We start from the raw sequence: 14,597 nt of genomic DNA, 5'->3' as shown, positions 1-14,597 counted from the left end.
GCCGGGTTCACGCCGACGCGTGCAGCGGCAGAACCGCCTCGGCGGCGATCTCGATGCGGTCGCGCCCGCGTTCCTTGGCGCAATACAGCGCCCGGTCGGCGCGCAGCAAAATGTTGTCTAAATCCTCATCGGGGCTGACCTGGCAGGCGATGCCTATGCTGACCGTGTAAGGCGGCAAGGCGGCGGCCGCCGCGCTCTGTTCGCTCTCCGTTTCCGAGCGCGGCGCCCGCAGCACGGTTTGAATGCGCTCGGCGACATGGTGGCCCCGCTCCAGGCCGGTGGCGGGCAACAGCACGACAAACTCCTCGCCGCCGAACCTGGCCACATGGTCGGAGGCCCGCAGCGCCTTGGCGATGACCGACGCCACATCGGTCAGCACCCGGTCACCGGTCGAGTGTCCATAGCAATCGTTAATCGCCTTGAAGTAATCCAGATCGATGCTGAGCATCGTCATCACCGTCTGTTCGCGCCGCATCAGCGCGTGCTCCTTGGCATACACTTCGTTAAAACCACGTCGATTGAGCACCTGCGTCAACGGGTCCAGTGTCGAGCGGCGTTCCAATATCGTCTGCAGGCGGCGGGTGGCGACCGTCATGAAGCCCACCGTTAATAGCAGCGTCATAAAATGACTGGTCAGCAGATAAAGATTTTGATGCGGGCCGCTGACGAATTGATTCATATCGTCGCTGCTATGGGTCATCGCCAGAACGCCGCGTATGAGCACCACCACCGACTGGAATAACATCAACAAGCCGAAGAACACGGTGGAGAAATGGCGCTCGCCATATCCCCATATCAGCACCACCTGGTAGGAATATAAAACAAAAGCCAGAACGGAAAATATGGCGAGACGGCCGGAATAGTCTGGATTAACGATAACGTAATAGCCGCTCGCAACCATTCCCAAAACCCAAACGAAGTGGAATAGCCACCACGACGATTCGCGGCTGTAAAACATTTGCGTGCCGATAAGGCCGAACCCGAGTCCCCACAGAATAACTGCGTTGGCACACAACGGCGATAATATATTACCGAGGAGGCCGCTGGTAGATGCGTATATCCCGGAGCCGAAGGCCAACAACACCAGGCTGATCGCCCATTGCTTCAAGCCTTTAATTTCTCTGGGAAAACTCGAATGCGCGGAATACAGGACGACGCTCATCGCCACCGCCATGACGGTCGACATCAAAACGATAGTGGCGGGATCGAGTGCCATAACTTGCGAATCGGTAGCTGACCAATAGAGAGTTATGGTTAAATTTTAAACCACTTCAGGACTTGCTGGAAAACTAACCCCCGTCAAACCGCTGCATTGCACCAAAATGCCACGCCCGAATGCCGATCCGTGCCGGATTTTGGCGGTTACGCGCCAATATCTGGCATGGAATTGACGAAAAGAAACCGCCAGCGCCAGCAAAACGGCGAACCGTTGCGGCGGTGGCGGCGCTTGATGGGATTAGCGGGCCGCGCTGGGACGCAGCGGACCGCTGGATTTTTTGGCGACCGGGTCCAGCGACAGCGTGATGCCGGGCACCCGCTCACCCTGCAGCGTCATACCGAAAGTCATTAATTCATCGCGGCGGAAGGCGTGCACTTCGACGGTCGAGCCGACGCCATAGCGCGACAGCAGCGTTTCCAGATTGGTCGCGTTCACGCGCAAACCGTCGATCGCGACCAATATATCGCCGGCCGACAAACCCGCCGAATGCGCCGCGCCGTTCTCATGGACGCTCGATAATTTGCAGTCGTTGCCATCGCGGCCGATATTCGCATCGAGGCTAGGCTTGGACGATTTACGTTCGTCGTTATATTTAACGCCGAATGGCGCCAGCATTTTAGCCAGCGGTATATCCTCGGTGCCGCGTATATATTTATCGAAGAACGGTTTGAAACGCCCGCCGCTGATTTCATCGAACAGCGCCTCCACTTCGGCCGGGGTAACGCCGCGTCCGCCGCCGTTATAAAATCCACGGCCATAACGCTGCCACAGCGCCCGCATGACATCGTCGAGCGATTTCTTGCCGCCGGTTTTAGCGCGGATGCTCAGGTCCAGCGCCAAGCCGATCAGCGAACCTTTCGTGTAATAACTGATGATCGCATTGGGCGCGTTTTCATCCTGGCGATAATATTTACCCCATGCGTCAAAACTGGAATCGGCGACGCTTTGTTTGGTCCGTCCGCTACCGCGCAGTACGCTGCCGATAGTTTTTCCCAATAACTTGAAATAGGCCGGTTCGGCGATGACGCCGGCGCGCACCAGCATCAGGTCGTCGTAATAACTGGTGAAGCCCTCGAACAGCCACAGCAGCGGCGAATAGTTCTCGACTTGTAAGTTATACGGCGCGAACGCCGCCGGCTTGATGCGCTTGACGTTCCAGGTGTGGAAGTATTCATGGCTGCACAGGCCCAGATATTGCAGGTAGCCGTCGCTGATGTCCTTGCTGGTGGCGGTGGTGCTCGGCAAATCGGCGCGGGCGCAGATCAGCGCGGTCGAGGCACGGTGCTCCAGGCCGCCGTAGCCGTCGCCGACCGCCAAGGTCATGAAGACGTAACGGTCCATCGGCGCCTGCTTCGATTTCGGTTCGAAGAAGGCGATCTGGGTTTCGCAGATTTTTTTCAGGTCCGCGCTCAGGCGCGCCAGGTCCAGGTTCGGCACCCGGCCGCTGATGACGATGTCGTGCGGGATGCCGTGGGCCTTGAACGTGGCCAGCGCAAAATCGCCCTGCTCCACCGGATGGTCGATCAGTTCATCGTAGTCGGCGGCGATGTACGTGCCAAAACCATAACGCTTGGCCTTCAATTCCGGCAGCGACGTCGCCACGCGCCAGGTGTGCGCCGCCGCGTCGGCCGGACGCTGGATATCGACCACGTGGGGCTGGTCTTCCTGCCCCAGCACGCGCAGGAACACGCTGGTGCCGTTGAAGAAGGCGTGGTTCTGGTCCAGATGCGCGGCGCGCACCGACAAATCCCAGGCATAGACTTCATAGTGCAGCGTGAGCGGCGACGGACCGGTTTTCAGCGGGTCTCTTTGGGCGGCCGCCTGCCACGAGTGCTTATCGAGCTTGGTCAGCGCGACCGGCTCGCCGTCGGACTCCGCGCGGATGCGCACAATATTGCGCGAAAACTCACGGATCATGTAACTGCCCGGTATCCAGGCCGGCAGCGCGAAGATCTGGCCGTCGGGCGCCGGCGCGTCCACCGTCAGCGTGACGTGGAACAGATGCGCGGCCAGGTCGTGACCGACGATGCTGTAGGCGATGGCTGGATTCTTGTTCGGTTTCTTCATGTCGGTCCTTGTGGTTATATGTCGCCGCGTAAATCGCCGGGCGTATCGATATCGCGCACCACGCCGGCGTCGTCGACCACCAACTCGCTCACGGCATGGCTTTTCAGGATCGCGCGCGCGCCCTGGTCGCCGGATAGCGCCAGCAGCAGCGGCAAATGAAAACTGCTGAAGGCGACCGGATTGCCGCGCCGTCCTTCATACACGGGCGCCGCGATGCGCGCGCCCCGTTCCACCGTGGCCGCCAGCGCGCGCACGGTCGCCGGCTGCACGTACGGCATGTCGCCCAACGCGATCACCCAGCCTTCCGCACCCTTGGTGTGTTCGATCGCCGTCGCCAGCGACTCGCCCATGCCCAGATCCGCGTCGGCGCAGACGCGCACCTCGCATCCGAGGCCGCCCAGCAGCGCCGCCACCTTGTCGTCGCCCGGCTTCACGATCGCCAGCACGCGCGGCAGCGCGGCCAGCATGTTCCTGGCGCTGGCCGCGACCACCGCTTCACCGGCGGCGCCGTCCACGGTTTGCAGCAGCTTGTTTTGAACGCCGGACGGATCGAAACGTTTTCCCCGTCCGGCAGCGAGCAAAATACCCGTCAGCGCCATCGGCTTACGCCTTGGCCGTGCTCAGATCGAACGGCAGTTTGCGCAGACGCTTGCCGGTCAACTTGAACAACGCGTTGGCGAAGGCCGGCGCCAGCGGCGGCAGGCCAGGTTCGCCGATGCCGGTCGGTGGATCGTTCGACGGCACGATATGCACGTCGATGACCGGCATGTCGGTCATGCGCGCCACCGTGTAGTCGCCAAAGTTCTGCTGGTCCACGACGCCGTCCTTGATCGTGATCGCCGCGCCGGGCAAGGTCATGCCAAGTCCCATCAGCGCCGCGCCCTGGATCTGCGCCTCGATCGTCAAAGGATTGACGGCCGTGTTGCAATGGACGCCGGCGGTGACCCTGTTCAGCTTTGGCGAGCCGTCCTTGTTCACCGACGCCACCACCACATAGGCCACCACGGTGCCGAAGGCTTCGTGCACCGCCACGCCCCACGCCTGGCCTTTGGGCAAAGCCTTCTTGCCGTAGCCGGATTTGGCGACCGCCAGCTCCAGCGCCGCCATGTGGCGCTTGCCTTTTTCGCCCATCAGCTTTTTGCGGTAGGCGACGGGGTCGGTTTTGGCCGCATGCGCGGCTTCGTCGATCAGCGTTTCCATCACAAAGGCGGTGTGCGTCGAACCGACGGAGCGCCACCACAGCACCGGCACGTTGGCCTTGACCGCGTGCGCGCTCAGGTTCAGCGGCACTTCGTACGGCTCGCCCATGCCTTCGACCATCGTCGAATCGACGCCGTCCTTGATCATCACGGCCTCGAACGGCGTGCCGGTGATGATCGACTGGCCGACGATGACGTGGTCCCAGGCGACGATGCCGCCCTTGGCATCCATGCCGATGTCGGCGCGGTGCACGTGCGACGGACGGTAGTAGCCGCCCTTGATGTCGTCCTCGCGGCTCCACACCACCTTGACCGGTTCGCTCTTGCCGGCGGCCTTCCAGACCTTGGCGATGTTGACCGCTTCGACCAGGTAGTCCGAACTGGGCACCGCGCGGCGGCCGAAGCCGCCACCCGCCGTCATCGTATTGAGCACCACCTGCTCCGGCTTGAGGCCGGCGGTGGCGGCGATGGCGCCGTGGTCGAAGGTCTGGAACTGGGTGCCGGCCCACACGGTGCAGCCGTCGGCGCGCAGGTCGACCACGCAGTTGAGCGGTTCCATCGGCGCGTGCGCCAGATACGGGAACTCGTAGACGGCGGAGATCTTCTTAGCCGCGCCGGCCAGCTTGGACGTATCGGCCTTGCGCACCGGGGTCCCTGGCTTGCGCGACAAGGTCTTGAATTCCGCCAGCTGCTTGTCGCTGCTGATTTTTTCGACGCCGCTGGTGTCCCATTCGATGACCAGCGCCTCGCGGCCCATCTTGGCCGGCCAGTAGCCGTCGGCCACCACCACCACGCCGCTGCCGCCGCGATCGGTCGCCACTTGCAGCACTTCGATCACGCCCCTGATGGCTTTCGCCTTGCCGGCGTCGAACTTGGCGACCTTGGCGCCGAACACCGGCGGCCGCGCCACCACGGCGACCTTGCTGTCGGGCGCCTTGAAGTCGATGCCGAACTGCTGTTTGCCGTTCGATTTCGCCGCCGCGTCCAGGCGCTTGACGGGCGTGCCGATGATGGTGAAGTCCTTCGGGTCCTTCAGCTTCACGCTGGCGGGCACCGGCTGCTTCATGGCCGCATCGGCCATCGCGCCATAGGTGGCGGTCTGGCCTGCGGGGCCGGTCAAGGTGCCCTTGGCCGTCTTGACCTGCTCCGGCGACACCTTCCACTGCTCGGCCGCCGCCGCGATCAGCATCGCGCGCGCTTTGGCGCCGATTTCGCGGTACTGGATATACGAGTGGGCGATACTGCCCGAGCCGCCGGTGATCTGGATGCCGAAGATCGGGTCCTTGTACTGTTCACCGGCCGGCGCCAGCGCCCCGACCATGTTCGACCAATCGGCGTCGAGCTCCTCGGCGATCAGCATCGGCAGCGAGGTTTGCACGCCCTGACCGATTTCGATGCGGTTGACCTGCACCGTCACCGTGTTGTCCGGCGCGATGCGCAGGAAGGCGTTCGGCTCGTAGACCTTGGCCGGCGGCTGCTGCGCGTTGGCCAGGCGGCCGGCGCCGGGCAGGAAAAAACCCAGCACCAGGCCACCGCCGGCGACCGCGCCGGCCTTCATGAAGCTGCGGCGCGAGACGCCATCCGCCGCAACCGCGGCCGGCGCGGCGGCCAGCGACGCCAGCGAGGTCATATTGTCCTGATTAAGCCATTCGATACGCATACGGTGCTCCTTTAGGCGATGGTGCTGGCGGCGTCTTTAATGGCGGCGCGTATGCGTTGATAGGTGCCACATCGGCAGATATTGCCGCTCATGGCGTTGTCGATGTCGGCGTCCGACGGCTTTTTATTCGTGCGCAGCAGCGCGGTCGCGCTCATGATCTGGCCGCTCTGGCAGTATCCGCATTGCGGCACGTCGAGCTTGACCCAGGCGTCCTGCACGGCCTTGCCGATCTTGTCGTTCTCCATCGCCTCGATGGTGGTGATCTTCTGGCCGACGGCGGCCGAAATCGGCGTCACGCAGGAGCGGATCGGTTCACCGGCCAGGTGCACGGTGCAGGCGCCGCACAGCGCCGCGCCGCAACCGAATTTGGTGCCGGTCATGTTCAGGTTATCGCGCAGGGTCCACAAAATGGGCGTCGATGGATCGGCGTCGACCTGCACGTCCTTGCCGTTGATATTCAAGGTGATCATTCAATTCTCCTGGAGGGAAACCGCTTATAGGTATAGTGAGGGGACCGCCCGGGTCCCCTGTCAGAACGGCAAACGCTTACTGTTTAAGCTTGGCGAACTTCGCCTCAAGCGCCTTGGTGTCGACCGCGCCGGGGATGCGCGAGCCGTCGGCGAAGAAGATCGACGGCGTACCGCTCACGCCCAGTTTGCGGCCCAGCGCCAGCACGTCCTGGTTCGGGGTCTTGCACGATTCGGCGGCGGTCGCCGGCGTTTTACCGTTCAACATCCATTCGTCCCAGGCCTTGTTGCGGTCCGTCGCGCACCACACGCCGGCCGATTTGGTGAACGAATCCTCGCGCAGGATGTTGTACATGAAGGTGTAGACGGTGACGTTGTCGATGTCCTTGAGCGTGGTCTTGCGGAACTGCTTGCAGTAACCGCAGTTCGGATCCTCGAACACCGCGATCACGCGCGAGCCGTCGCCCTTGACGCTCTTAAGGGCTTTGTCCAGCGGCAGATCAGAGAACTTGATCTTGTTGATATCGTCGATGCGCTCGCGCGTCAGATCGGAGCCGGTGGTCAGGTTGAAGATATGGCCATTGAACACATAAGTGCCGGTTTTATCGGTGTAGAGGATCTCGTTACCCATGCGGATTTCATACAGGCCGGCGTAAGGCGTGGCCTTGACCGAATCGACCTTCACCCCCTCGCCGAGGCGCGGCTCGACGATCTTCTTGATCTCTTCCTCGGTCGGCGAGGTTTGCGCCTGGCCGCAAGACGCCATCATCACAGACAACAACAGCAAAACGAACTTACTTTTTTTCATGACATCTCCGGTGACTACTGACAGACCATGCCGCCGCCTTTTTCCACTCACTTGCCCATGGCGTGAGAGATCAGGCGGCGCTTCAGCACAGGTAATTTATTCAACAAGTTTAATCCCAAATTGCGCACCACGCGCAGGGGTTCGACGTCGGCGCCGAACAGGCGCGCCAGGCCGTCGGTGGTCAGCTGCATCAGCAGCACGTCCTCCTTGCGGGCGCGCTCGTAGCGGGCCAGCACGCGGTCGTCGCCAACGCCGCGTTGCGGTTCGCGCTCGGCTAGGGTCTTCATCAGCTGCGCCACGTCGGCGAAACCCAGGTTCATGCCATGGCCTGCCATCGGGTGGACCACGTGGGCGGCGTCGCCGACCAACGCCACGCGCGGCGACGTCATCGCGTGGGGACGCAGCAGGCGCAGGGGGAAATCGCGCACCAGCTCCGGTTGCAGCGGCGTCAGGGCGCCCAATTTTTCGGCGGCGTAGACGGCCAGGCGTTCGGCGATCCGCGCCGCCGATTCCTCGCGCAGCCGGTCGGCCAGCAGGTCCGGCGCCGACCACACCAGCGACACCCGGTTACCGGGCAGCGGCAACAGCGCCACGATGCCCTCGGCGCCGGTGAACCACTGATAGGCGGCGCCGTGGTGCGGCTTTTCGCAATCGAAGTTCGTCACCACGGCGCGCTGGCCGTAGCTGCGGTAATCGAGACCGATGTCGCATTGGCCGCGCACCCAGGAATCGGCGCCGTCCGCGCCCACCACCAGCTGCGCCCTGACGCCGGCGCCGTCGTCCAGCCGCACGGTGGCGTGGTCGTCGCCGCGCACCAGCGCCGCCGCCCGGCCATGGACCAGGGTCACGTTGCGGGCGAACCTGAGGGCGGCGTCGAGCGCCTGGCCGAGGTTGCGGTCCTCCAGTATCCAGGCCAGGGTGCCGGCGTGGGCGCCATAGGCGTCGAACGACAGGTCGCCGGCGCGGGCGCCGTCGCCCTGGATGATCATGGCGTCGACCGGCGCCACGCGGGCCGCGTCGAGCGCGTCCCACACCTTCAACGACGACAGCAGGTCGCGGGCGGTGTGGTTGAGGGCGTAGACCCGGGCGTCCCAGCCGGGATCGGCGGCGCTGGCGGCGCCGGCCGGCGCGGACGGCGGACAGAGCAAGGCGACGCTCAGGCCGGACTGGGCCAGGCCCAGCGCGGTGGTCTTGGCAATCGCGCCATTGCCAACAATGCAAATGTCACTCTCGATGACGCGCGGCGGGGACGTTGGATTATTCATCCACCCATTATAGCGTTTGTGTGCCTGAGAAATTGTTCCTTGCAATTTCGTCCGGGCCTGCTATAATTCTGCTCCTTGGCCTGGTAGCTCAGTTGGTAGAGCAGAGGATTGAAAATCCTTGTGTCGGTGGTTCGATTCCGCCCCGGGCCACCAAGATTCAAAAAATCCGCTTCGATAGCGGATTTTTTTTGCGTCTACGGATGTCAAAAACACAATCACCTTGTCCCCTATTCCTTCTTTTCCCTGAAGTCGCCATCGATCACCGTGTCATCGGTGGGCTGGGCAGGGTTGCGGCCGGTGAACTTGAAAACCGACCCGAGCAGTCGATCGAAGATCGCGCGCCGCAGCCAGGGCAAGGTCACAAGAAACACCGTCGTGACGCCGGTGACCAGCGCGGCCACCTCGTCGCCCTTCCCGACAAAGTGCACCAGGCAAAAGACGAGGATGCCCGCGATGAGCGGGCGACGGACCGGTTTGGGCAACAGCCCGACAATGCGCGGCCTGCCGTTTCTTATCCACGGAACTCTCGCAAACACAATCCCAAGCAGCAGGCCCGCGACGAAGCGGCCCGTGCCAAGTAGATCGGCCAATACGCCGACGACCAGGAAACCGGTATAGGCCATCGTGCCGGCCAACGCCGCCAGCACGCAAAATGCCACGGCGGCCGTTAGCTTGGGCATGCGGATCGCCGTTCTGACTAATAAAGGTAGGATTTGAGTGCTCCTGCAAAGTGGGATCGAAGAACGATGGCAAATTCTAACAGCACTCGCCGGTACGTCGCCGCCAGCCGTGAAGTTGCCAAGCTGTTATTATCACGCCAATATTGCATCTCCCTGCCCTTGCCACTCCTCAGGAATTCATGTCCGATCACGCACAGCCGCTCCGCCGCCCCCTCGTCACCTGGGCCCTCTTTGCCATCAACGCGATGGTGTACCTGGCGCAAGTCTTCACCGGGGTCAACTGGCTTGAGCCCAGCACCGCGTCGATGCTCGCCTGGGGCGGCAACCTGGCCGCCTACAGCCTCACCGACCAGCCCTGGCGCCTGTTGACCAGCATGTTCCTGCACGTGGGCCTGGTGCATCTGGCGCTGAACATGTACATGCTGCTGGCCTTCGGCAGCCTGGTCGAGCGCCGCTTCGGCCACGTGCGCACCCTGCTGGCGTACCTGCTGGCGGGCCTGGTTGGCAGCCTGGTCAGCGCACTGTGGCATGTCGATCCGCTGCGCCAGGTCATCGGCGCGGGCGCGTCGGGCGCGCTGATGGGACTGTGCGGCGCCTATCTGGCCGACTGGATGGTCGCCCGGTGGCACAACGATCCGCACGAGCAGCTCAGCACGAGCGGACCGCTGGTGCAGACGATCGGCATCAACCTGCTCATCGGCGCGGTCATGCCGGGCATCGACAACGCCAGCCACGTCGGCGGCCTGATCGGCGGCTTCATCGTCGGCGGCGCGTTCGCCATGATCCCCCCCGGATTTGGCCGCCTCAAAAGCGCGGTGGCCGTCACCCTCATTTCCGCCCTCACGCTGGGCGCCATTTATGCCAAGCTGAACGGCGAGCCGTCGGAAAAGCTGCTCCTGATCAAGCAACTGCGCGCCGATGAGCGGGCCGAGCAGGATGCCATGGACGCCGCCAAGCGCGCGCAGGCGGCACTGGCCAAGGAAATCGCCGACGATCGCCGGCGCGGGCCGCGCACGGTCAGCCGCGAGCAGGCGGCAGGCGCCACGATCGCGCTGGCGGGGCCGGCCAGCAGTCTGTACCTGATGCCGGACAACACCCGCATCGCGGTGGCTGACGAAGAGGAGCGCTCGCTGCGCCTGGTCGACCTGGCTGCGCGCGCGGCCGGTCCGGCGATCGGCGGGCAGCCGGCGCTCGCCGGCCTGCGGGGCTGCAGCCTGCGTGGACGCTGCACCCACCAGGATGCCAACGCCGTGGCCCTCACACAAGACGGCCGCAGCGCCTACGTGGCCTCGCTGGTCGCCAATGGCGTCGGCGTGGTCGACCTGCAAACCGGGCGGGTGACGGCATCCTTTAAAACAGGCAAAAGTCCACGCGCCATCGTGCTGGCCAAATCCGGCGAGCGCGCCTACGTGCTCAACGATGGCGACGACACCGTCGTCGCCATCGACCTGGCCACGCGCAAGATCATCGGCAAACCCGTGGTGATCGGCAAGAACCAACCGGACAACCATCACCCCACCGGGATGTGGCTGGCGGCGGACGACAAGGAGCTGTGGGTCATGGATGAGAGCGCCTCGCGGCTGGTTGTGCTCGATGCGGCCACCCTGGCCGAGGTGGGCGAAGTGGTTGTGACGTCGGGCTACATGAACGGCGCCCATGTCGATCCCCAGCGCGGCAAAGTCTGGCTGGTGGGCGTCGACGCGATCGACTTGATCGACCTGAAAAGCAAGAAGATCGAGAAAACCGCGCGCTACTGCGGCGGCGTGCTGGGCGGGCCGATCGCCGTCAACCATGATGGCAAGCTGATGGCGATCGCCGAGCCGGAGGGCTGGGTGCGCATCGTCAACCTGGGCACGGCGGCGACGGTGGCAGCCTATCCGTTCGAGGGCAAGCCGGTCGGCCTGCGCTTCGCGCCGGACGGCAAGCAGCTCTATTTCGTCGCCAACTCACCGGCGCACCTGACCGTGTTCGACACCGCCGTCACCGTCGCGCTCGACCAGGTGGTGAACAAGGACGCGTTCGAACTGCTGTGTTCTCCGCTGCGTTAGGATTTGTCCGAAGGGAGTGCTAGCCATGAAAATGCGCAAGAAGTCCGAGTTGCCGTCCAAAGTGTGCGCCTACTGCTTGCTGCCTTTTAGCTGGCGCAAGAAGTGGGAACGCGACTGGGAGCAGGTCAAGTACTGTTCGGAACGCTGCCGCCGCGCGGCCAAGGCTGGCTGATCGCGTCCGTCGCGCGGCAGCACATCTACGATCGACGGCCGTAACGCCCCGTTCAGCCCCCGGAATATGCCGCCTGTCGCATGGCCAACCCGGCAACCCGGTCTTGACCTATCATCGACTTGTGATTTTTTCATTCTTTCCACAACGATGAGGTCCATATGAAGCGCTACCTGTTGTCCGCCGCCGTGCTCGCCACCATGCTGCCTGCCCACGCCCAGTCCCCGTCGCCCGCCGCCGCCCCCGCGGCGGACGCGCCGCTGATCGAGCGCGCCAAGATCTTCGGCAATCCCAGCAAGACCGGCGGGCGCCTCAGCCCGGATGGCAAATGGCTGTCATGGATGGCGCCGCGCGACGGCGTGCTCAACGTCTGGGTGGCGCCGGCCGCCGATCCCTCCAAGGCGCGCGCGCTGACCGAGGAAAAAACGCGGCCCATCCGCACCGCCATCTGGTCGCCCGACTCCAAGCAGTTGTTGTACATCCAGGACAAGGGCGGCGACGAGAATTTCCTGTTGTACGGCGTCGACGTCGTCAGCGGCAAGCAAACCAGCCTGACGCCGTTCGAGAAGACCCGCGTGCGGCCCATCGCCTACAGTAACAAGGTCAAGGACCGCGTGCTGATCGGCCTGAACAACCGCGACGCGCGCTGGCACGACGTCTACAGCCTCGAACCGGCCACCGGCAAACTGACCTTGCTGCTGCAAAACGACGGCTACGCCGGCTTCATCGCCGACGAGCAACTGAACCTGCGCGTGGCCGAGAAGGCGCGCGCCGACGGCGGCACCACGTATTTCCGCCTCAAGGATGGCAAGCCGGACGGCGAGCCGCTGGCCGATGTCGGCCTGGAGGACGCGCAGACCACCGCGCCGCTGACCTTCACGGCCGACGGCAAAACGCTGTACTGGACCGATTCGCGCGGCCGCGACACCTCGGCGCTGGTGGCGCAGGAGGTCGCCACCGGCAAGACCACGCTGGTGGCGCAGGACGCGCGCGCCGATATCTCCAGCGCGCTGTACGATCCGAAGACCGGCGCGGCGCAGGCCTACAGCGTCGACTACCTGAAGCAGGACTATGTGGCGCTGACGCCGGCGCTCAAAGCCGACCTCGACTTCCTGAAAAAGCACATCAAGGGCCAGTTCACGGTAGGCTCGCGCACCGAGTCCGACGACCAATGGCTGGTCTCGGCCGATTCGGTCACGGCGCCGCCGGCGACCTGGCTGTACGAGCGCAACACCAAGCGCCTGACGCAGCTGTACGTGTCGCGTCCGGAGCTGGAAGGCGCCGCGCTGGCGCAGATGTATCCGCACGAAATCAAGTCGCGCGACGGCCTGACCTTGGTGTCCTATCTGACGTTGCCGAAATCGGCCAACGCCGACGCCGCGGGCAAGCCCGGCAAGCCGGCGCCGATGGTGCTGCTGGTGCACGGCGGCCCGTGGGGGCGCGACGGCTACGGCTACAACGGCTACCACCAGTGGCTGGCCAACCGCGGCTACGCGGTGCTGTCGGTGAATTTCCGCGGCTCGACCGGCTTCGGCAAACGCTTCATCTCGGCCGGCGACCTGCAATGGGGCCGCAAGATGCAGGACGACCTGGTCGACGCGGTCGACTGGGCCGTCCAGCGCGGCGTCACCACCGCCGACAAGGTCGCCATCATGGGCGGCTCCTACGGCGGCTACGCGACCCTGGCCGGGCTGGCGTTCACGCCCACCACGTTCGCCTGCGGGGTCGACATCGTCGGCCCGTCCAACCTGTTCACCCTGCTCAAGACGATTCCGCCGTACTGGGAAGCTGGCAAGCAGCAGTTCTACAAGCGCATGGGCGACCCGACCACCGAGGAAGGCCAGGCGCTGCTGAAGGAACGCTCGCCGCTCAACTTCGCCGCCAACATCCAGCGGCCGCTGCTGATCGGCCAGGGCGCCAACGATCCGCGCGTCAACATCGCCGAGTCGGACCAGATCGTCGAGGCGATGGCGGCCAAGCACATCCCGGTCACCTACGTGGTGTTCCCGGACGAGGGCCACGGCTTCGCGCGGCCGGTCAACAACATCGCCTTCAACGCGGTGGCCGAGAACTTCCTGGCCAAATGCCTCAACGGACGCGCCGAGCCGATCGGCAAGGCGCTCAAGACCTCGACCGCGCAGGTCAAGCACGGCGCCGAGTTCGCGCCGGGCCTGCAGGACGCGCTGGAGTAAGCGCCGCACGCGGGGGAGGCTTGGTATATACTGAAGCTCGGCTCCCCCGATATCGATTTCCTCATGAACATGTTCCGCATTCCCGCGAAGAATCATTGTTCACCCCTGAACGAGGGAGCATCGGCTGCGGCCGCCCCAACGGCGCGACACCGCGCCGGCCTTTCCCGGGCTCGGTAAGCCAGCAAGACCCCGCGGTCTTGTCCGCGCTGCCGAGCCGCCCCGCCCTGTTTTCCTGAACAACCAACGATCGCGTTCGCGCGGCCATGCCATGGCCGTCCTGCCGCCGTCCACCCGGAGCTTGCATCATGCAACCAAAAATCATCGTTTCATCGCTCGACGCCGAACGGCTCGAGATCCTGCTCGACGCCCTGCCGCCCGCCGAAGCGGCCGCCCACGACGGGCTGCTGGAAGAGCTCGGCCGCGCCGACATCGTCGCGCCGCAGGACATGCCGGCCGGCGTCGTCACCATGAACTCCACCGTGCGCTTCGAGATCGACACGCCGCGCGAGGAATTGCGCCTGACCCTGGTCTACCCGCGCGACCTGGCCACCACCGCCGACGCGATCTCGATCCTGACGCCGGTCGGCAGCGCGCTGCTGGGCTTGTCCGTGGGGGCCGCCATCGATTGGCCGAGGCCGGACGGGCAGCTGGTGCGGGTGCGTATTCTCGAGGTGGTGTATCAGCCGGAGCAGGCCGCCGAAGCCGTCCGCTGACGGCGCCAGTGGTGGACGCGGCGGTGGCGGCTCAGGCATGGCCGATCACGCCGCGCTCATCCGCCCTGTCTGGCTCCTCGGCGGAACCTGCCGCGCGGCCGTTAAAAAGC

12 protein-coding genes and 1 tRNA gene are annotated in these 14,597 nt (G+C 64.4%); 5 read left to right on the top strand and 8 right to left on the bottom strand.

Translation table 11 applies throughout. The annotated features are described in order from the left end of the window. Window positions 1-7: 7 nt before the first annotated feature. The 7 genes from BMX85_RS27895 to BMX85_RS27865 form a co-directional block, all read right to left on the bottom strand. Window positions 8-1,216: a GGDEF domain-containing protein gene (locus BMX85_RS27895; protein WP_229210695.1), complete on the bottom strand. Its 1,209-nt coding sequence runs from the start codon at window positions 1,214-1,216 to the stop codon at window positions 8-10. Between the two features lie 240 nt (window positions 1,217-1,456). Further along, window positions 1,457-3,286, bottom strand: coding sequence for a M61 family metallopeptidase (locus tag BMX85_RS27890; RefSeq protein WP_090326953.1), 1,830 nt, complete (start codon window positions 3,284-3,286; stop codon window positions 1,457-1,459). Window positions 3,287-3,300: 14 nt separating this feature from the next. After that, window positions 3,301-3,885, bottom strand: coding sequence for a nucleotidyltransferase family protein (locus BMX85_RS27885; protein WP_090326948.1), 585 nt, complete (start codon window positions 3,883-3,885; stop codon window positions 3,301-3,303). Window positions 3,886-3,889: 4 nt separating this feature from the next. Further along, entirely contained in the window at window positions 3,890-6,145 is a 2,256-nt protein-coding gene (locus BMX85_RS27880; protein ID WP_090326943.1) for a xanthine dehydrogenase family protein molybdopterin-binding subunit, read from the bottom strand. An 11-nt stretch (window positions 6,146-6,156) separates the two neighbouring features. Then, window positions 6,157-6,615 carry a (2Fe-2S)-binding protein gene (locus BMX85_RS27875; RefSeq protein WP_090326937.1) on the bottom strand — a complete coding sequence of 153 codons (459 nt, stop codon included), beginning with the start codon at window positions 6,613-6,615 and terminating at the stop codon, window positions 6,157-6,159. Between the two features lie 76 nt (window positions 6,616-6,691). Then, window positions 6,692-7,420 (bottom strand): DsbC family protein, encoded by a 729-nt coding sequence (locus BMX85_RS27870; RefSeq protein WP_090326935.1) that lies wholly within the window; start codon window positions 7,418-7,420, stop codon window positions 6,692-6,694. Window positions 7,421-7,467: 47 nt separating this feature from the next. Next, window positions 7,468-8,685, bottom strand: a complete 1,218-nt coding sequence (locus BMX85_RS27865; protein WP_090326928.1) for an FAD-dependent monooxygenase — start codon at window positions 8,683-8,685, stop codon at window positions 7,468-7,470. Window positions 8,686-8,762: 77 nt separating this feature from the next. Between BMX85_RS27865 and BMX85_RS27860 the strand changes: the two genes are divergently transcribed. Further along, a tRNA-Phe gene (locus BMX85_RS27860) sits at window positions 8,763-8,838 on the top strand. A gap of 74 nt (window positions 8,839-8,912) precedes the next feature. Here the strand turns inward: BMX85_RS27860 and BMX85_RS27855 are convergent. Beyond that, the gene (locus BMX85_RS27855) at window positions 8,913-9,365 is read right to left on the bottom strand and encodes a hypothetical protein (protein ID WP_090326924.1); all 453 of its coding nucleotides are present in this window, start codon (window positions 9,363-9,365) and stop codon (window positions 8,913-8,915) included. Window positions 9,366-9,544: 179 nt separating this feature from the next. On the opposite strand from BMX85_RS27855, the gene BMX85_RS27850 reads away from it, so the two are divergent. The 4 genes from BMX85_RS27850 to rnk all read left to right on the top strand — a co-directional run bounded on the left by BMX85_RS27850 (window position 9,545) and on the right by rnk (window position 14,487). After that, a complete protein-coding gene (locus tag BMX85_RS27850; protein ID WP_090326920.1) occupies window positions 9,545-11,413 on the top strand; it encodes a rhomboid family intramembrane serine protease in 1,869 nt (622 codons plus the stop codon). 25 nt (window positions 11,414-11,438) lie between these two features. Then, window positions 11,439-11,585 carry a DUF2256 domain-containing protein gene (locus BMX85_RS27845; protein WP_218147411.1) on the top strand — a complete coding sequence of 49 codons (147 nt, stop codon included), beginning with the start codon at window positions 11,439-11,441 and terminating at the stop codon, window positions 11,583-11,585. Between the two features lie 158 nt (window positions 11,586-11,743). Continuing rightward, the gene (locus BMX85_RS27840) at window positions 11,744-13,774 is read left to right on the top strand and encodes a S9 family peptidase (protein ID WP_090326916.1); all 2,031 of its coding nucleotides are present in this window, start codon (window positions 11,744-11,746) and stop codon (window positions 13,772-13,774) included. 305 nt (window positions 13,775-14,079) lie between these two features. Next, complete coding sequence (rnk, locus tag BMX85_RS27835; protein WP_090326911.1) at window positions 14,080-14,487, top strand: nucleoside diphosphate kinase regulator; 408 nt, start codon at window positions 14,080-14,082, stop codon at window positions 14,485-14,487. The last annotated feature ends 110 nt before the right edge of the window (window positions 14,488-14,597 follow it).

The sequence above is a fragment of the Duganella sp. CF517 genome (genome assembly GCF_900110275.1).
Classification (GTDB): domain Bacteria; phylum Pseudomonadota; class Gammaproteobacteria; order Burkholderiales; family Burkholderiaceae_D; genus Rugamonas.
This window is presented reverse-complemented; position numbering and strand designations above follow the sequence as displayed.

What these genes read in the sequence shown, in the direction of transcription:
- BMX85_RS27850 (WP_090326920.1), top strand. Translation starts at nt 9,545, where the DNA reads ATGTCCGATCACGCACAGCCGCTCCGCCGCCCCCTCGTCACCTGGGCC.
- rnk (WP_090326911.1), top strand. Translation starts at nt 14,080, where the DNA reads ATGCAACCAAAAATCATCGTTTCATCGCTCGACGCCGAACGGCTCGAG.
- BMX85_RS27840 (WP_090326916.1), top strand. Translation starts at nt 11,744, where the DNA reads ATGAAGCGCTACCTGTTGTCCGCCGCCGTGCTCGCCACCATGCTGCCT.
- BMX85_RS27890 (WP_090326953.1), bottom strand. Translation starts at nt 3,286, where the DNA reads ATGAAGAAACCGAACAAGAATCCAGCCATCGCCTACAGCATCGTCGGT.
- BMX85_RS27875 (WP_090326937.1), bottom strand. Translation starts at nt 6,615, where the DNA reads ATGATCACCTTGAATATCAACGGCAAGGACGTGCAGGTCGACGCCGAT.
- BMX85_RS27880 (WP_090326943.1), bottom strand. Translation starts at nt 6,145, where the DNA reads ATGCGTATCGAATGGCTTAATCAGGACAATATGACCTCGCTGGCGTCG.
- BMX85_RS27845 (WP_218147411.1), top strand. Translation starts at nt 11,439, where the DNA reads ATGAAAATGCGCAAGAAGTCCGAGTTGCCGTCCAAAGTGTGCGCCTAC.
- BMX85_RS27870 (WP_090326935.1), bottom strand. Translation starts at nt 7,420, where the DNA reads ATGAAAAAAAGTAAGTTCGTTTTGCTGTTGTTGTCTGTGATGATGGCG.
- BMX85_RS27865 (WP_090326928.1), bottom strand. Translation starts at nt 8,685, where the DNA reads ATGAATAATCCAACGTCCCCGCCGCGCGTCATCGAGAGTGACATTTGC.
- BMX85_RS27885 (WP_090326948.1), bottom strand. Translation starts at nt 3,885, where the DNA reads ATGGCGCTGACGGGTATTTTGCTCGCTGCCGGACGGGGAAAACGTTTC.
- BMX85_RS27895 (WP_229210695.1), bottom strand. Translation starts at nt 1,216, where the DNA reads ATGGCACTCGATCCCGCCACTATCGTTTTGATGTCGACCGTCATGGCG.
- BMX85_RS27855 (WP_090326924.1), bottom strand. Translation starts at nt 9,365, where the DNA reads ATGCCCAAGCTAACGGCCGCCGTGGCATTTTGCGTGCTGGCGGCGTTG.